Origin of the sequence: Klebsiella sp. OBRC7, assembly GCF_000293135.1 — a bacterium.
Classification (GTDB): Bacteria; Pseudomonadota; Gammaproteobacteria; order Enterobacterales; family Enterobacteriaceae; genus Klebsiella; species Klebsiella michiganensis.
Genome location: NZ_ALNJ01000030.1, coordinates 31721 through 46629, shown reverse-complemented (window position 1 = coordinate 46629; position 14909 = coordinate 31721). Strand labels below are relative to the sequence as shown.

Annotated in this window: 24 protein-coding genes and 1 pseudogene; all 25 read right to left on the bottom strand. The window is 51.2% G+C overall.

Features of this window, described 5'->3' with window-relative positions; translation table 11 throughout:
* Positions 1 to 76: 76 nt before the first annotated feature.
* Entirely contained in the window at positions 77 to 715 is a 639-nt protein-coding gene (locus tag HMPREF1144_RS08220) for a vWA domain-containing protein (RefSeq protein WP_009652425.1), read from the bottom strand.
* Complete coding sequence (locus HMPREF1144_RS08215; RefSeq protein ID WP_009652489.1) at positions 716 to 1357, bottom strand: TerD family protein; 642 nt, start codon at positions 1355 to 1357, stop codon at positions 716 to 718.
* Between the two features lie 24 nt (positions 1358 to 1381).
* Complete coding sequence (locus tag HMPREF1144_RS08210) at positions 1382 to 2020, bottom strand: vWA domain-containing protein (protein WP_009652437.1); 639 nt, start codon at positions 2018 to 2020, stop codon at positions 1382 to 1384.
* A 319-nt stretch (positions 2021 to 2339) separates the two neighbouring features.
* Complete coding sequence (locus HMPREF1144_RS08205; protein ID WP_009652494.1) at positions 2340 to 2813, bottom strand: ribbon-helix-helix protein, CopG family; 474 nt, start codon at positions 2811 to 2813, stop codon at positions 2340 to 2342.
* Between the two features lie 2 nt (positions 2814 to 2815).
* On the bottom strand, positions 2816 to 3847 hold the full coding sequence (locus tag HMPREF1144_RS08200; protein WP_223175620.1) for a hypothetical protein: 1032 nt from the start codon (positions 3845 to 3847) through the stop codon (positions 2816 to 2818).
* A gap of 199 nt (positions 3848 to 4046) precedes the next feature.
* A pseudogene (locus tag HMPREF1144_RS08195) lies at positions 4047 to 4892 on the bottom strand (DUF4942 domain-containing protein).
* 80 nt (positions 4893 to 4972) lie between these two features.
* Entirely contained in the window at positions 4973 to 5176 is a 204-nt protein-coding gene (locus HMPREF1144_RS08185) for a DUF957 domain-containing protein (protein WP_009652505.1), read from the bottom strand.
* Positions 5177 to 5205: 29 nt separating this feature from the next.
* Positions 5206 to 5697: a DUF5983 family protein gene (locus HMPREF1144_RS08180; RefSeq protein WP_009652438.1), complete on the bottom strand. Its 492-nt coding sequence runs from the start codon at positions 5695 to 5697 to the stop codon at positions 5206 to 5208.
* Positions 5694 to 6071 carry a TA system toxin CbtA family protein gene (locus HMPREF1144_RS08175; protein ID WP_016154457.1) on the bottom strand — a complete coding sequence of 126 codons (378 nt, stop codon included), beginning with the start codon at positions 6069 to 6071 and terminating at the stop codon, positions 5694 to 5696. Before HMPREF1144_RS08175 ends, HMPREF1144_RS08180 begins: the two co-directional genes overlap by 4 nt.
* A gap of 49 nt (positions 6072 to 6120) precedes the next feature.
* Positions 6121 to 6480 carry a type IV toxin-antitoxin system YeeU family antitoxin gene (locus tag HMPREF1144_RS08170; protein ID WP_009652436.1) on the bottom strand — a complete coding sequence of 120 codons (360 nt, stop codon included), beginning with the start codon at positions 6478 to 6480 and terminating at the stop codon, positions 6121 to 6123.
* Between the two features lie 23 nt (positions 6481 to 6503).
* Complete coding sequence (locus tag HMPREF1144_RS08165; RefSeq protein WP_009652392.1) at positions 6504 to 6725, bottom strand: DUF987 domain-containing protein; 222 nt, start codon at positions 6723 to 6725, stop codon at positions 6504 to 6506.
* Positions 6726 to 6738: 13 nt separating this feature from the next.
* On the bottom strand, positions 6739 to 7221 hold the full coding sequence (gene radC, locus HMPREF1144_RS08160) for a RadC family protein (protein WP_016154455.1): 483 nt from the start codon (positions 7219 to 7221) through the stop codon (positions 6739 to 6741).
* An 11-nt stretch (positions 7222 to 7232) separates the two neighbouring features.
* Positions 7233 to 7451, bottom strand: coding sequence for a hypothetical protein (locus tag HMPREF1144_RS08155; protein ID WP_009652503.1), 219 nt, complete (start codon positions 7449 to 7451; stop codon positions 7233 to 7235).
* 10 nt (positions 7452 to 7461) lie between these two features.
* The gene (locus tag HMPREF1144_RS08150; RefSeq protein WP_009652453.1) at positions 7462 to 7935 is read right to left on the bottom strand and encodes an antirestriction protein; all 474 of its coding nucleotides are present in this window, start codon (positions 7933 to 7935) and stop codon (positions 7462 to 7464) included.
* Positions 7936 to 7951: 16 nt separating this feature from the next.
* On the bottom strand, positions 7952 to 8206 hold the full coding sequence (locus HMPREF1144_RS08145; protein WP_009652519.1) for a hypothetical protein: 255 nt from the start codon (positions 8204 to 8206) through the stop codon (positions 7952 to 7954).
* Entirely contained in the window at positions 8206 to 9024 is an 819-nt protein-coding gene (locus tag HMPREF1144_RS08140) for a DUF932 domain-containing protein (protein WP_009652424.1), read from the bottom strand. Before HMPREF1144_RS08140 ends, HMPREF1144_RS08145 begins: the two co-directional genes overlap by 1 nt.
* Before the next feature lie 103 nt (positions 9025 to 9127).
* Positions 9128 to 9361, bottom strand: coding sequence for a DUF905 domain-containing protein (locus HMPREF1144_RS08135; RefSeq protein WP_009652474.1), 234 nt, complete (start codon positions 9359 to 9361; stop codon positions 9128 to 9130).
* A gap of 55 nt (positions 9362 to 9416) precedes the next feature.
* Complete coding sequence (locus tag HMPREF1144_RS08130) at positions 9417 to 9638, bottom strand: hypothetical protein (RefSeq protein WP_009652443.1); 222 nt, start codon at positions 9636 to 9638, stop codon at positions 9417 to 9419.
* Between the two features lie 82 nt (positions 9639 to 9720).
* On the bottom strand, positions 9721 to 10233 hold the full coding sequence (locus tag HMPREF1144_RS08125) for a DUF4234 domain-containing protein (RefSeq protein ID WP_009652395.1): 513 nt from the start codon (positions 10231 to 10233) through the stop codon (positions 9721 to 9723).
* A 48-nt stretch (positions 10234 to 10281) separates the two neighbouring features.
* The gene (locus HMPREF1144_RS08120) at positions 10282 to 10752 is read right to left on the bottom strand and encodes a hypothetical protein (RefSeq protein WP_009652431.1); all 471 of its coding nucleotides are present in this window, start codon (positions 10750 to 10752) and stop codon (positions 10282 to 10284) included.
* Positions 10753 to 10798: 46 nt separating this feature from the next.
* On the bottom strand, positions 10799 to 11110 hold the full coding sequence (locus tag HMPREF1144_RS08115; protein WP_009652410.1) for a hypothetical protein: 312 nt from the start codon (positions 11108 to 11110) through the stop codon (positions 10799 to 10801).
* A gap of 12 nt (positions 11111 to 11122) precedes the next feature.
* Positions 11123 to 11389, bottom strand: a complete 267-nt coding sequence (locus HMPREF1144_RS08110; protein WP_009652486.1) for a hypothetical protein — start codon at positions 11387 to 11389, stop codon at positions 11123 to 11125.
* Positions 11386 to 12114, bottom strand: a complete 729-nt coding sequence (locus HMPREF1144_RS08105; RefSeq protein ID WP_009652433.1) for a helix-turn-helix transcriptional regulator — start codon at positions 12112 to 12114, stop codon at positions 11386 to 11388. The genes HMPREF1144_RS08110 and HMPREF1144_RS08105 overlap by 4 nt, the downstream gene beginning before the upstream one ends.
* Before the next feature lie 261 nt (positions 12115 to 12375).
* Positions 12376 to 12672, bottom strand: a complete 297-nt coding sequence (locus HMPREF1144_RS08100; RefSeq protein ID WP_009652512.1) for a membrane protein — start codon at positions 12670 to 12672, stop codon at positions 12376 to 12378.
* A gap of 624 nt (positions 12673 to 13296) precedes the next feature.
* Positions 13297 to 13989, bottom strand: a complete 693-nt coding sequence (locus HMPREF1144_RS08095) for a hypothetical protein (RefSeq protein ID WP_009652445.1) — start codon at positions 13987 to 13989, stop codon at positions 13297 to 13299.
* Positions 13990 to 14909 lie beyond the last annotated feature (920 nt).

The following is a 14909-nucleotide window of genomic DNA, read 5'->3' as shown; positions in this document are numbered from 1 at the left end:
TATAAATTACGTCCACTTCATTGGTGGACTGAAACGATGTATGGCAAGGTTGTCCTCCTGCCATACCGGTTAGTACTTAAAGGACCAGCTGTATTTCAGGTGGAGGAGGGGGAAGCGTGTCTGAGGAGGCATTTACCCCGGCACTCGAACTTCCTGATGCCACACTTGCGCTGACCCATTTGAAAAAGCCAGAAAAGGCTGTCGAATCAAGCGTCTCCAGCGCTACAACTTTGGCAGTCAGTTGCTTAAGATGCTCATGCCCAGCTTTAGGACCAACAGCACAGGCGATGATGGAGCCAAATGAACGGCGATGAACCTCTTTAACGGCTTCACCATAAGCCCACGCATCAGAAGGCGTGCCATCAGTCATCAGGAAGACCAGCGGGCGCCAGTCACCTTTTTGCTCGCCATCAGACCGGCGGATGTCCCGGTCCACACAACTCATCAGACACTCCAGCGCAGCTCCCGTAAATGTTCCTCCCGCACTGGGCACCTGAATATCCACAAACTGAAAATCAGCCAGAGCTGTCAGAGGGACATATTCCCGGGCTTCATTGTCAAAGGTGATGATAGAGATATGGACACTTTCCAGCGCGTAGGGGTCCTGTCGCAGGGCACTCAGCATCGCCTGAACACCGACATTCACTGAATGTATTGATTCGCCACGCATCGAGCCCGAAGTGTCGATAAGGAGATAAACAGGTAGTCTGCGCATTTAGATATAATTCCTCAGATGGCTGACGAAGGAATCTGTGGTTGACGGCTCACCGATCGCATTCAGTTTCCAGCCGGTTGGTTCACGAACGAGTTCAGCAAAGACCATCGATCGCTGACCATTAAAGGACGCGCCTCCTGAAAGGTCAAACCGGGCCATTTCGACATTTCTTCCATCCACCGCCCGGATAAATGCATTCTGTACTTTACCGAAGTGCTGCTGTAATTTTTCGCCGTTGTAGATTTGAACAATGAAGACAATTTTTTCATACTTCGGATCGAGACTATTTAGTTTTGCAATTATTTGCTCATCGTCTCCGTCTCCGGCACCTGTCCGGTTATCGCCAGTCAACCAGATTTGCCCAGACTTATGGCGAAGACTGTTAAAAAACACAATATCGCCATTAACCAGCGTGGGTTTACCGTTTTCAACATTTCCGAGGTCAGTAACCTTTCCGGCATCGTTGCAAAGGAAGGCGATGACATCAAGGTCATACTCTTCCTCTTTTTTACCGAAAAGCCCACCTAGAAGACCTTTTTTTTCTTCATTAATATCCCAGCCAAGACCGATAGTGACCGAAGAAAGATCGAACTCATTTTTACGCAGGCTAACGCCTTGACCTTTTCGTAAGCTGACTGTCATGGGATCCCCTCTATTATTAGTATCCTATAAAACTACGTTCACTTCTGGCGGTGGAGGAGGTAAATCATCAAGACCGATAACCTCTTTCTTACCCGCGTCAACTTTCTGACTTCCTACAGAAACACTCGCCGATACCCATTTGAAGAACGCTTTGATAGAAGAGCTGTCAGCGGTATCGAGCTGTAGGACGATTTCTGTAATTTCTTTCAGTACACTGGTGTCCGCATCATGGCCTGCCGCGCAGGCTACAACGACGCCTTTCCTGGCTGCTTTAAAATCATTAAGGCCTTTTCGCCAGTCGTCGGTCGGAGCGCCATCAGTCATCAGGAACACCAACGGTCGCCAGTCACCTTTTGTATCTGCTGTTGTTTTCATGACTTCTGAGTCAATTCGATTCGCAATCAGAGATAAGGCTTCGCCCAGCGCTGTGGTTCCGCTCGCGGTCAAAGAGGGCAGGTTGAAACTAAGCAGATCCGTCAGAGGAACGGCCTGGTGTGCTGAGGAGCTGAAAGTAATAACCGACACAAACGCTGTTTCTAAAGCATATGGGTCCTGCTTCAACGTGGTTAGCAGCGTCTGAACACCATTTTTTACAGCCTCAATGGGTTCGCCATGCATTGAACCTGATGTATCAAGCAACAGGTAAACGGGGAGTCTTCTCATTAAAATTGTTCCTTGCGGTAAATAATTGGGGAACAGTGGCACATCTGGCCGCTTTTTCTCTGACTATAGGCTTTTGTATATCACGAATACCAGCCCTAAATCTGATAGTTAACGTCCAAATGACATGATTTGATGAAGGTAACGTTGAGGCTGTTCAGCTTCCCTCGACAGGAAAATAAGTCACTCGTACGTTCCGTAGCGATGTAAAGAATGTGCAAAGAATTTCTGACTGTGATACCTGGGAGGATGATTAAACCGGTTGTGATATAGGGGCCAATTTTGCAGGTAGCCCCAGATTGGTTCTCTGCCGGGAATGATTTTATTCCGGTTTATTTTTAAACTGAATTGCCTTAATAAAGTCCTCGACCTTCATTTCAGCGAGAGTCTCTACCGCTTCACTTCGGGACGTGCCGGTTAGTTCCGCCAGCTTGTCAATTTTACGCAGTACCCGACGTCGAATGGATAAAGAGACAGTCGTCTTCAGATCTTTATCCAGCACCACCTTTGTCGAAATATCCTGCGCTTTCTGTTCTGCATTCTGAGTGAGAGCTTCATTCATCCGGCGTAATGTTTTTTTATCGAGCTGGCCGGGACAAACTAACTGATAGGAATGACCGGCTTTACTGTATTTGATTTCCGCCGCATAGGACTCCCGAAGCTCCTTCAGTGCACGACTGAGGGTAGGTTCCGAACAGTCAAGAACGCTGATGATTTTTGCCGCAGAAACGGGTTTTCCCGTACCCAGTAAGTTTGCCAGAGTATAAATTCGTTCCTGTCGGGTGTTTAGTTGCATAGTCAGCTGGTGCCTGCAGTTATCGTAAAAGGGTCAATGACCTGAAACAGGAAAGTGGCGCTCATTTTCCGGATAAGCGTCTGAACACTCAGTACCGCGATCGGGTCCACGTCTTCAAGGTTCGTATAGTTAATTTTTTCCATATGATGGCGGTCTATCCTGCAGGAAAGAATGTACTCATCCTCAAGGTAACCCGTTTGTTTGCTGATCCGCTGAGTAAAGCCGGAAAGCACGACGTATTCAAACGGAAGCGTCCGAAATACGATGGCAGCTAATCGCATCAGACAACCGTGGACGTGTCTTGCATAACTCTCCCGGACCGCTTTCTGTGTCATCGTTTTTTCAGTGATATCCGTTCCCCTTGCATTGACGCCATACATCTTATCAGGCATATCCTCAATCTCAGGTAAATCAATATCAAGCAGGACCATTGACGCGTCAGGCCTGACTTCAAAAGTCACAAGCGTTTCGCGCGGCCATTCCGTTTGTGAGAGCACCTCTGCCAGGCAGTCTTCAAAGAAACGGGCATCCGAACGGAACTGCTCGCGTGCAACACCTGCAGTGAGAGCGGAGTTTTTATTATATTCCTGAGCGTCAAACTGCCAGTTTGCATACTGCTCAGCCCAGGCCACACGTTGTTTCTCATACCGTTGTTTAAGCAGTGTGTTTTCGCGTTCAACGTCCGCCACTTCCAGTTGCCACCGTCGCTGGTTCTCATTCTGTCGTTCGGTGCGAGCCGCATCGGTTTCGAACCATCCCCCCAGAAAACCACGACCGCTACGTTCGTCTGGTGCGGACGGGAGAGGACTGTATTCAGGTTTGGCAGGACGAACAGGCGCGGGCCGGTCGAACGTCCTCTGGTGGAGCTCAAGATAATGTGATTCGAGCGATGCCCATGTGTTCCCTCCCACAGGTGAAGGGGAAAGCTCATGAATACTGGAAATGGCCGTTATAGCGGACATCAGACTTTCCACTTCCTGCTCCAGCTCTTCCCTCAGTCCCGGATTGGAATGGATTTTGTTTTGTAATTGCATTGATTAGAATGGTTTTTATCTTGTTCCATAAACGTTGAGGCCCCCATTAAGGCCCCCTTCTGCAAAGGGTCAAAATTTGATGGTTGAACAGGAACTTTTACATCCATCTGAATACTATTTGATGGCAAGGTATAGTGATCTACTACGGAATCGCAGTGAGCACCATCCATGTTTGAAAATGATACCATAATTTGGTTCCTTACTGTTTAGTGGGCAACGCCCCTGGATAGTGTTTCGCGATAATGTCGTTCAGCTTATCGACCAGCTCCGATCGCCTGAACGTGATATGGACAGTTCCCTTCTGAAAATACTTAATCACAGACATCTCATCCTCATAACGGGTGCTATGCCTGTTCTCATGGATATGGTCGCTTAACCGGCGCGTGACGTCGGCGCGATTGTCGGGGATGGCCTTCCCATCCAGCAGCATCAGCATGCGCTCAAGGTCCGTTAACCGGTCACGCTGCCAGCCCCAGTTCAGACCAAATCCCCACCGGTCATATTTGACAAGCCCCGTCACGATGATTTTCCCGCCAAACCTACAGGGGCTGTTTGTCTTAAAATTCCAGCTCAGACCTTTAAACACGTTAATCACACCTCGTTCAAACACCTCACCTTTATTCAGATGCAGTTGTTCGAATGTGTTGAGAATATTCTCTTCACTGATAGCCGGAATATCGTCTTTCTCCAGGCTGTTGTACCACTCGTCGCGGACCTGTGCGTCCATGAGCGCCAGCATTCCCGAGCGTTGCATCAGATCCCGCCATATACCACGATCGATATTGCGAGTAATGGCTTTCATGGCCGTATCAGTATCCTCCATCAGCCAGCAGTCGTAGCTGTATTGCCGCATTCCCTATTCATTCGCTTTACCACCGCCGATGCTGCGGGTCAGCGTCGAGATATCGTCAAGTTGTTGTATCAGCGTTTCAATCTGTGCAATCGCGAAATTACGTCCGGTGATGATGCGCTCAATACTGGTAGAACAAATCACATCGGTATGGCCGGTTAACACTTCAGGTTCGGTGAGGGTAAGATCTGACATTTTAATTTCCTTTATATAAAGCAAAGCGCCAGCCGGTAAGGGCTGGGGCTTATAGGTGTGTGGTGAGTATGGTTCGGTGGCTAACAGGTTCTGGTCTGTTGCAGAAGCTGAAGATGGCGGAGATTACGAACATCGTTTCGCGCCTGCTCAATCCAGGGCAACAGCACTGCTGAATCCGTCTTGTCTTCGTCGTTGTCGAAAATAATGCCGGTGTTGCAACTGATGTTGTCCTGCAGCCAGCCAATCAGAATGTTGAGAGCCACTTCGGTGGTTAATTCCGGCATGTAAAAACCTTGTGGTGATTGAGGTGGGGTTACCAGTCAAAGGTTGTAAAACTTGGTAGCACTTCGCCAAAGGCATCCAGATGAACAATGCCAGCGGCGTAGCGACGCATAAGCGTCACTAATAACCGACGGCAGGCTTTTGACAGACCGAGGCGTTTGAGGCGTAAGACCGGAAACGACCACGCGCCCAGGTGGAGCAGATAACCCGAGCCGGTATAACTAATCCATTCAGACTCGCCAAAGTCTTCATGCTGGTGTGAAAGGGTAAACAGCAGAGCATTGTCTTCCGCCGTGATATGTGCAGTGCTGCACTGAATGCCGTTCAGGCGGGCAACGGGCGGAATTGGATCTTCAACAATCAATTTCCCCGGTTCGTCAGCAACGAGAAGCGAATAACCGTTCTGGTTCACCACATTGATCAGGTCGGTCAGTTCAATACCGTCAATGTCTACGACGATCCGGCCCATGTTGAGGGCCAGTACGTTGATGGCATCGGCTTCCACCGTCAGGGACAGCTTCATGGTTGCACCTCACGGTATTTGCCGGTGGTGATGTCGGTAACGGCCCTGTAGCTATGACGGGTCATCAGCCCGGTGGCTTTGCGGGCGCGGAGAATATCGATACTGGTGAGAAGCGGCGACTGAGTTTCCGCGTTAAAACCGCGACGATCAGTGCGTACCAGGTCGTATTTCTCCACGATGAAATTCACCGCGTCGCACAGTGAGATACCGGCATCGATATGCTCTTGGATCACACCATCTTTGCCAAATGGCGTGTCGTTGAGCGTCAGACCGTAGTGACGGTCCAGCAGGTGACTCAGGAGGCGCTGCCAGATCGCCACGGGTGACGGGCGTGGCGAAACCTCCCGTTTCGGAGGAACAGGTTGTGTTTGCATAATGGAAACCTTTACTGGTGAGTTAAACGAAGGAAAACTGCCGGGAGGTTTATTCTGTTGTTGCAGGTGTCGGGTAAATTGCGAGATAGACGTACCCGTGCGAGCCGAGGCTGTCGGCCTCGCATATCAGCCCTTTTGCATACAGCGTGACGCAGTGCTGATGACGGGGATTCAGCTCACCGGAAAGCAGCATCAGCTCCAGTTGCTTCAGCAGTAGCGGGAATGCCTGGTCGAGATGGCGTAAATCCGCGTCGCTGAAGGTGCCGGTGATGCTGGCGCGGTCGTTCAGGTAATGCAGCCGGTTGCCCTCCTGCACCAGACGTGCGCCAAAACAGGGGGTGATATCGCGTTTAAGCCCCCACCAAGGGGCGGCGATATCGTGGTTTACAGGCGGTATTGTATTCGACAATTTTAGCCTTCCTTAAACGTGAATTAATTCAGCGTAACGCTGCGTAATACGACGTACGGGCCGTTGCGGTCCTGACGGTGTTCTGCGAAGACGGCGAGCACGCCGCTGATATCCTGCACTTCCCGACCTGCGTAGTGGCAGATGCTGCCGGACCATGTGTATTTGCCGGCACAGAAGCGAAACAACCGGGACTGCGGATGCTGGCGGTATATCGCCATCGCCTGGCGTTTGCTGATGATTTTCATCGTTATTCTCTCCTTAAAGCCACCCTCTCTCAGCAAACGAGACGATCTCCATGCCGCCCACCACCAGGTGATCAAGCAGTCGGATATCAACCAGCTCCAGCGCCTGCTGAATACGCGTAGTGACCTGACGATCTGCATTGCTGGGTTCGGCAAGGCCTGACGGGTGGCAATGCGCCACAATGACAGCGGCACAGTTATGCTTCAGACCGGCCTTAACCACCTCGCGGGGATGGACCTGCGTATGATTGATGGTGCCGGTGAAGAGCGTTTCGTGGGCTATCAGACGATGCTGGTTATCGAGGAAGAGTACAGTGAATACTTCACGCTCCAGTGAGGCGAGTTGCAGACGCAGCCAGTCACGAACGGCGGTGGTGGAGGTAAAGGAGGCGCCGGGCTCGCGTAACTGGCGTTCCAGCAGGGTCAGCGCACGTCGGATAGTGCGCTGTGCGGCGGGAGATATTCCCCCGCTGTCGGGGGGGCAAGGGGTTATATTCATTGGCTTTTCCTTTATGTTGACCCGTCCGGGATTGATGTGTTGTACAGTTTCACGGCAACGACGAACTCGTCGTGCTGGGATTCAAACCATGACCAGATAGGGAAGAGAGAGGTGCCCGTCAGAAAATGCAGGAAGAGTTCGTCGGTCACAACGTCTCCGTCCTCATCCCTGACCGTTATTTTCCCCAGCGCATCCCACAGGGTATTCAGGTGAGACAGTTCATACGACATGGCGGGATGCTCAGTCGATGATGTGCATGATGGCGCTGCATTCCGGGTGACTGAGCGCGTAATCCCGCAGGCGGTAGTAGTGCTCCGTCATGGCATCGCATTCGGTGCGCATGGCATGGTGGCTGTAAGTCATCAGACAGACGGCAATCCCCGCAGCGTCGGCACTGAGTTCACCGCCGTTGCCGTTCATAGTGTTGAACAGCGACCACGGTTCATTGTTCTCCGCTTCCGGGGCCATAAACGCACCACCGTTGCTGAGCGTATAAAAATTCCAGATACCGCCGTTGTAGTCGGCGCAGAAACGGTCCATCCACGCGAAGACCGTCGGCTCAAGGATTATCCACTGCGGTATGCTGCCGAAGTACTGCGGCCAAAAGCCGATGCGCTGCTCGTCCTGTACGAGGGTGGCGGTCAGCGCTGGCGCAGAACCGGCAGGTTGTGGCGGTAACGGAAGGGTATCGTGAAGGTTAATAATGTCGGTCATGTTAGTTTTTCCTTGTTTATTTATCGGGTTGGGGATGCTGGTTCAGCAGGAGTGACGGGCAGGACTGCGCATAGCCATCTTCATCGCACCGTGAGGGCCAGATGCTGTCAGATACAGACAGTCGGCACAGGCTGAGCTCGCCGGGACGGTAGCAAAGATGTCTGCACCAGGCGCAGAGGTCATCGTCGGAGATGGAACGGCAGCCGGACTGGTTTTGCAGGGAAACGGGCCAGACAGCCGTCAGACGGGTATTTGCAGGAATGTGCTGCATCAGCTCAGTGCCTGCTGCAGTTCTTCGGCCATCACCCAGAGCGCGCGGTTGAGTTTGATATCCCCGTCGATACCGTTAACCGCACGAGTGTGGGTACGTTTACCCTGTGCGGTGCGTCCGCTCAGCCCGCCTTTCAGCAACGATTCCTGAATGCGGTTATAAACGGTCCACAGGTCGTCCTGATGGTCCTCATACCGTCGCGGTGTCAGTATCTGCGCTGCGGTCACCGGCTGATATTCTTCACCAAAGCGGTATGTCAGTGCGGCGTTCGCCAGGGCATGTTGCGCGGGTGCTGGTAGTCGAAGTGACTGCATGGCCTCGCGCTTTTCTTCCACCCGATCAAAGACACCGAGCACTTCATAAGCCCCCTCAATCACTTTCCCGGCCACATCGCCACGATGCGGTACACGAATTTCACCGAACGACTGTCCGCAGACGAGCCCGTTGGTGCAGATGGCTCTGAACAGCCCCGGCAGCATCTGGTATGAGCTGCTACCATCGTGCGAGTTAAGCAAAATGATTTCGGGAACCTGCTGGCCGGTTATCTGACCGGTACGACGCAGGCGCAGCAGATGTTTGGTGTGCTCCCGGCGGTCAGGGTCGCGTACGCGTGACTGGCAGGCGAAGAAGGGTTCAAAGCCTTCGCGTTGAAGATTTTCGAGCAGAGTAATGGTGGGTATGTAAGCGTATTTTTCGCTCCTGGAACCGTGGCGATCTGCACTGAATACGCTGGGAACGACCTGCATCAGTTCTTCGCGGGTTAACGGACGATCGCGACGGATCTGGTTTGTCCGTCCAAAGCGGCTGGCTAGTCTCATGGTAAATTCCTTATTGTTGATTTAACGGCATAAACAAAACAGCCATGCTCCTGTGGGAGCATGGCTTTTTTGTGTGGTCGCTATTGGGTTAAGCTGTGGTGTGTCAGTGTTTGGGGATCCCGTGGCTGAGCAGATAGCGGTTAAGCCATTCCCCGGCACTGGCTTCAAAATTCCAGGCCCGCCAGATTAACGTCCCCTCGCTGTCGCGAATAACCAGCCGAAAGTGCGTACCCTGGTCATCTTCTATAGTGACGTTGTGGTAAAGCGTGACCACGGCTTCAGCCTGTCGGCGGGTGAATTGCCCTGGCGGTAACGACGTATCGTCAGTGACTTGCATATTCAGTTCCTGATGAATGGCATAAAACAAAATGCCCCGCTCAGTGAGCAGGGCATCAGTGGGTTAAGTGTGTGGCAATAAGCTGCAGTATCTGTTCCATGAGCGCTGTGATTAAGGCACCTGCGAGCAGGGTTGCCGCCTGTCTGGCGATGTAAATACTGTCTTCGTCATAGCCTTCTTCGCGGAAGTGGTCTTCCACAAACTGCTGCGCCCGGCTGCTGGCGCACCACGTCAGCACCTGACGCAGGGTGTTGAGCACGATTTTCAGTAATGTCATTGGGTCAAATCTCAGAGGGGGGATCCGGATGAATCTGGGGCACACAGGAATGCCCCGGCCGGATAATAAGAGGAGAGCTGCGTTACTGCGGTGACGGAGACTCCGGCGGCACAGGGGCCTGACCATGAATAATGCGGTGCTTCGCCAGTGCCTGCGGCATATCGTTGATGCAGTATGTAATGTAGAAGACGTTGAGCACCACGGTATAAAACGCATTCATCTTCAGGTCAAACCGGAAGGTGTTCAGCGCATAGTGTCGCAGTGCTGCTCTGGCCTTAAAGGCCCAGACGATGTACATCACGCCGCAGGTGAGCGACAGAATGCCGCTTAAGGCCAACAGTGTATCGCTGCCCGTGTAGTAGCCCGCCAGGTCCGGTGAGGCCATCACGCCGAACTGTCGTCCGAGCCCAAAACAGACGGCGAGCCAGATGATAAACAGATTGCCGCAAACCGGATATCCGGTGGTGTCGCTGATAATCTGCTGTTTTCGGTACAGCCACAGTAACGGCCAGATGCCGCAGGTGGCGACGGTGAGTAGAACAAAATGCAGGGTTGGCGTCGTCAGTCGCTGGCTGAGTGTCGAAATGTCGGTCATATCGTATTGTCCTTGATTGATTTTGCTGTAAACCGGGGATGCGCCGGGTTACCCGGCGGTCAGTGTCGTGCATTCGGGCATATCAGCCAGAACCTTGTGAACGTTTCCAGCCGAAGGGGTAAAGTGCCCCACCTGTTTGTCGTTGACGTAAATCTCAAACGACGTTGCTTTTCTGATGGCATCAATGAACGACAGCCAGGCGTTGTCGCCGTTACGCCAGCCCAGAGAGGACGGCAGGGGGAACGTCTGGTCATCCGTGACGACGGTGATGGCGGTTTTCTCATCCTGTGAATCGGCACCGCTGCCGTCAGGCAGGGTGAGCATGACGTGATGCTGCAGGATATTCTGGTCGTCAGGGTTGCCGGTGCAGTTCAGGTTCATCATCACGTTTTCCGGGCTGGTGATGATGTACTCGGTGACGCCCATACCGAAGCCACTGCTCCACATATTGGGGACCGCCTGTGCCGTGATGGCAAAGGTCAGTAATCCTGCTGACAGGATGGCGTGCATGAATCGCATGGTATTTTTCCTTCTCAGTCAAAAATGTTGTTGGGGGGCAGCCGTGTTACATGAGTTGTTTACCCACGACGATAAGTCCGGCCAGCCAGCCGATATACTGTGGGCCCACAAGCCAGAACAGACGGGCCTTGAGTAATCCGGTCATTCCTTCGCGGGTGTATACCGCATCCGGCATCAGCCATTGTCGAAGAGCAGCACCGACCGTCATACCGGCTCCGGGCCCAAGCGTCATCCAGAACAGATATTCCATTCCCTGACCAAAACTGCGTATCTCGCCGGTACTCCCGAACACGTTAAACAGCACGACCACAAGCGCGATGGCGAAGGCAATCGCGAAATATTTAATGACAAGCGCCATGTTCAGATTTCCTTATTTTCTGCACTGCTGAGCAGCGCTCAGCATGTTGTCCATGAAGCGCGGGGGGACATAACCGTATTGCTGGTTCATTTTCTCCAGCTCCCCGTGCGTATATTTCGTTTTGAGGTCATCCCGGATACATCCGCAGACGGCGGTAGTACCGCCGCCTGATTTGCATCCCCGGATAAACTCGCGTTCATTTTTGTCGCCACAGCCGCTCAGGGTTACGGCAGACAACATCAGGGTGAAGAGCAGCAGAGGGCCTTCGACAGGTTTCACGATTTGACTCCTTTGGGTCTGGATGGATGTTCAGGGTGTTGTTCCCTGAAGGTGTGAATGACATCACTGATAAAGCGAAAGTGGGGCAGTGCGCTGATAAATCCCTCTTCAGTAATGAGCGAACTGATTTCGCTCCGGCGACGGAAGGTTTGCTCTGAGAGTGAGGCCGAGATAATGTCTTCCAGCCGGAACACCCGAAGGCTCCCCCGGCAACAGACGACCAGATACCAGTGCTGATGCCGGTAAATCAGGCGGTAAGGCTCCTGCTCATCGTGACGGACACCGCCGACCAGCAGACTGACCACCCGGTGATGACAAATGGCTTCGGCCAGACGATGAAAACTGTCAGCCTGTGTCCATGCTGGCGGTAAGTCGTGCCAGATAAAGCAGGGTGAGGTGCCCGTTTCATTCATCAGCAGGTGCATCAGTTGCCGGTTCTGCGACGGGATAATGCGTGCGATACCGGTACTGCGGGCAAAGGAAACGGCCCCCGGAGAGTGATCACGCGTGGCGCTCTCACTGAGCCGATACGTGCCGTTCTCCCCGATAATGTCGAGGTGGACCAGCCGTTGATGTAAGTCACGACGCAGGGTGCGTATCGATACACCAAACTCACCGGACAGTGTCTGAAGGGTCAGCGTTTCTCCGGCCATTAACCGGCTGATAATGACCGACAATCTGACGGCCAGCCGGTCGTAGCGGGCCTCTTCATCGGGTCGTTGCATGGACGCTCCGTGTGCGATAAATAGGTTGATATTTCATGCGGTTATTATGCGGGCGGGGAGGGACACGTTATGTCCATCCCCCGTAATGGCGGAAAAGAAAAAGTAAAATTCATCTTTCAGTAAACAGGAGAATTAACAAAGGGTTAGTGCCAGGTAGCTGAAATGACGACAGCATGCTGACACGCCCTGTCATCAGTCGTGCCGTAGCGAGTACGGTCAGCGGCTCAGGCTTTGTGCAGGATGGGCTGACCCTTATTAACGTTACGGTGCACTGAAGATATGCTCGCACTGCGTGCAGCCGTATTCATCAAAGACGGTACCGTCCAGTTGTTCTCCGGCCAGAGAGCCTGCCACCGCACCAGCACAGGCGCCGGACAGAAAACCAATGAGGCCTCCGGCTATCGTACCGACAACCGGAATGACTGAACCTATCAGCGCACCGGTGGAGGCTCCTTCAAGCCCGGCAATGCCTCCGGCTGTTGCGCCAATGACCCCACCCGTCTTTTTACCCACATGGCGCAGTCGTATGTTTTGCGAACCGCAATTCGGACAATGCATTTCTTTCTCCCTTATTACTGGCAATAAATAGCCGCCTTCATGAGCTGGCGGACCGTGTATCAGAGAGACCTGGGTACCGGAACAGAAAGCATAGCTGTGACTTAGCGCGAGAAGCATACGCACGGGTATTTTGTGGGACAGTTGACCCGGGAGAAGGAATAACGACGGTAACAGGGTATCGGGACCCCGTTTGTTCTTACTGGACACATTAACCTCCGTGAGTGAAATAACAAAACGGCAGCACTTCTGCTGCCGTTCTCACACCGGTAATATAGGTCTGAAATTATTTTGAATGTCATTTCTGGTCTGTATTACTGCCTCCGCTCACCTTGTTTTTAGCGCAAAGCCCTCACTCACCACCACAGGTTTTTCGGTAATGGTCATTAATCAGCATTTCCAGCATATCACTGATGCGAACTCCGCTACGTTCTGCCATAAAGTCCAGTCGAGTTTTTGTTTCGTTCTTCAGGTACGTATTGAGTGCTTTTTTATCGGTACGGGACTGACGTAATTTTTGCTGGTTCCAGGCTTTATTCAGGTTCAGAAGGAATAAACGCTTTGTATCCGGTGCATCGTCCCATAAGTCGATCGCCGTGCGCAGGGCTAAATTGCGTTCAGAATGACTCAGGGGGTAAACCAGGTACTCATTCCTGGCGTTGAAATATTTAATGAGAGCCCGATAGTGGGCGCATTTCTTTCTTCCTGAAGCGATTTGAGGCTGTTCCATGCCCACAGTACCGCGTCTTCTTCATTAGGTAACCATTTCAGCGGAGCTGGTTTGCTGTAAATATTTTTCCACTGGTCTTTCAGCCTGTCCATGACCTGGCGCTTGAGATGATTTACCGGTGGGGTCGGAATAATAATGTTGTCGAAAAAAGAGATGATAATATTAATTCTTTCCTGGTGGCTTGTCGGAGATACACTCAGATTCATTCGCTGATACCAGTTCTTTCCGAACTCTGCATTTGCTGGTTTGTCAATACCAAGTTCGTAGTCTCCGGCCTTGCAAATATACGCCCATAACCAGAATGTTGCCCGTTCATCCTGTTCTAGCCAGTCAAAACTTTCCAGCGGAAGGATGTTTTCATCACGGGCTGTTTCCATATCAGAAAAAAGTCTTGCCCGCTGTTCTGCATTCGGTATGAACTGATTAATCAGTTTGTTGAGTGCCTGTCGACAACTTTCTGCATCCTGGTGAGGAATGTCACGGGTGTTAATTATTTTATTAACACCCAGCCACCCGGCATAAAAAGCACAGACTCTCAGGTCACGGGTTTTTATAAGATGTTGTCTGCCATTGTCGTAATGTACAACCATTGTGGATACCTGTAATCGTAAACTACATAGTAGTGGTTATGGTGGTGATTGTTGTAGCTACACAGTATCACGATGATGGTTTTATCGTCACTTAAAAACACATCTGGTAGTCATCGTGAGGTTTTATTGTTGATTTATACTGGTTTTGACAAGGTTTTACCATGGTTTTAAAGTTGTCATTTTCTTTGTTTATCTCTCAGATGCTTCTCTGTTTACTGGATGAGTATCGTCTCAATAGGTTATCTTGTTCTCCTGCATGCTTTCGTTTTCATCCCCATCATGGTGCCTGGTTCGCTTCAGGGGGCATTTCTGGTATCAGGTCGGGCTGCCATGAGGTATTTCCATTTTGTTGCTCATAATCAGGATTGAGGGCTTCTGCGGGCAGTGATGATACGGGGTTAATTTGATTGAGGTTATTTGATATGACGTGGTGTCTATTTTCATGTTATTGAAAAAAGATAATTCCAGAGTAACTGATGCAGGCGTTTGTTGTAGGTAAGTGCTGTCTGGCGTGGTTATCTTCATAGCTATTGTTATGCCTGGCGTGTTGGATTGGTATTAATATATTAAAGAAGGGGTCTTATCATTTGTAACAGTAATCGATGATGTGTTATCAGTAAGTGGGTTATGCCTGGGAGGTATTATTATCTGAAGGTATTCACTAAGGGGATAGTACTATTGGATGGTATCCATTGAGCAATCATTGCCATCAGGTAAGAAATACACCATTCAATGTAGTCACAACCTGAATGTTTAGCACTCATTAAAAATCTATCATTAAGAAAACAGAATTGAATTGAGTCGATATTACCATTGACTAGTCCTCGTCAGGATAAAAGTGAAGATGATTAACATCAGTAATCTAATAATCATAACGACAGGGTGGTTACTGGTTAACAGTAACGTTTTGGGTGAATGGT

Excerpts from the sequence above, each read along its gene's own strand:
- HMPREF1144_RS08180 (WP_009652438.1), bottom strand. The coding sequence starts at position 5,697 with ATGAAGCTGTCCCTGACGGTGGAAGCCGATGCCATCAACGTACTGGCC.
- HMPREF1144_RS08185 (WP_009652505.1), bottom strand. The coding sequence starts at position 5,176 with ATGCCGGAATTAACCACCGAAGTGGCTCTCAACATTCTGATTGGCTGG.
- HMPREF1144_RS08100 (WP_009652512.1), bottom strand. The coding sequence starts at position 12,672 with ATGCATTGTCCGAATTGCGGTTCGCAAAACATACGACTGCGCCATGTG.
- HMPREF1144_RS08205 (WP_009652494.1), bottom strand. The coding sequence starts at position 2,813 with ATGCAACTAAACACCCGACAGGAACGAATTTATACTCTGGCAAACTTA.
- HMPREF1144_RS08140 (WP_009652424.1), bottom strand. The coding sequence starts at position 9,024 with ATGAGACTAGCCAGCCGCTTTGGACGGACAAACCAGATCCGTCGCGAT.
- HMPREF1144_RS08165 (WP_009652392.1), bottom strand. The coding sequence starts at position 6,725 with ATGAAAATCATCAGCAAACGCCAGGCGATGGCGATATACCGCCAGCAT.
- HMPREF1144_RS08095 (WP_009652445.1), bottom strand. The coding sequence starts at position 13,989 with ATGGTTGTACATTACGACAATGGCAGACAACATCTTATAAAAACCCGT.
- HMPREF1144_RS08105 (WP_009652433.1), bottom strand. The coding sequence starts at position 12,114 with ATGCAACGACCCGATGAAGAGGCCCGCTACGACCGGCTGGCCGTCAGA.
- radC (WP_016154455.1), bottom strand. The coding sequence starts at position 7,221 with ATGAATATAACCCCTTGCCCCCCCGACAGCGGGGGAATATCTCCCGCC.
- HMPREF1144_RS08120 (WP_009652431.1), bottom strand. The coding sequence starts at position 10,752 with ATGCGATTCATGCACGCCATCCTGTCAGCAGGATTACTGACCTTTGCC.
- HMPREF1144_RS08135 (WP_009652474.1), bottom strand. The coding sequence starts at position 9,361 with ATGCAAGTCACTGACGATACGTCGTTACCGCCAGGGCAATTCACCCGC.
- HMPREF1144_RS08215 (WP_009652489.1), bottom strand. The coding sequence starts at position 1,357 with ATGACAGTCAGCTTACGAAAAGGTCAAGGCGTTAGCCTGCGTAAAAAT.
- HMPREF1144_RS08125 (WP_009652395.1), bottom strand. The coding sequence starts at position 10,233 with ATGACCGACATTTCGACACTCAGCCAGCGACTGACGACGCCAACCCTG.
- HMPREF1144_RS08220 (WP_009652425.1), bottom strand. The coding sequence starts at position 715 with ATGCGCAGACTACCTGTTTATCTCCTTATCGACACTTCGGGCTCGATG.
- HMPREF1144_RS08115 (WP_009652410.1), bottom strand. The coding sequence starts at position 11,110 with ATGGCGCTTGTCATTAAATATTTCGCGATTGCCTTCGCCATCGCGCTT.
- HMPREF1144_RS08145 (WP_009652519.1), bottom strand. The coding sequence starts at position 8,206 with ATGCAGCACATTCCTGCAAATACCCGTCTGACGGCTGTCTGGCCCGTT.
- HMPREF1144_RS08175 (WP_016154457.1), bottom strand. The coding sequence starts at position 6,071 with ATGCAAACACAACCTGTTCCTCCGAAACGGGAGGTTTCGCCACGCCCG.
- HMPREF1144_RS08150 (WP_009652453.1), bottom strand. The coding sequence starts at position 7,935 with ATGACCGACATTATTAACCTTCACGATACCCTTCCGTTACCGCCACAA.
- HMPREF1144_RS08130 (WP_009652443.1), bottom strand. The coding sequence starts at position 9,638 with ATGACATTACTGAAAATCGTGCTCAACACCCTGCGTCAGGTGCTGACG.
- HMPREF1144_RS08210 (WP_009652437.1), bottom strand. The coding sequence starts at position 2,020 with ATGAGAAGACTCCCCGTTTACCTGTTGCTTGATACATCAGGTTCAATG.
- HMPREF1144_RS08155 (WP_009652503.1), bottom strand. The coding sequence starts at position 7,451 with ATGTCGTATGAACTGTCTCACCTGAATACCCTGTGGGATGCGCTGGGG.
- HMPREF1144_RS08200 (WP_223175620.1), bottom strand. The coding sequence starts at position 3,847 with ATGCAATTACAAAACAAAATCCATTCCAATCCGGGACTGAGGGAAGAG.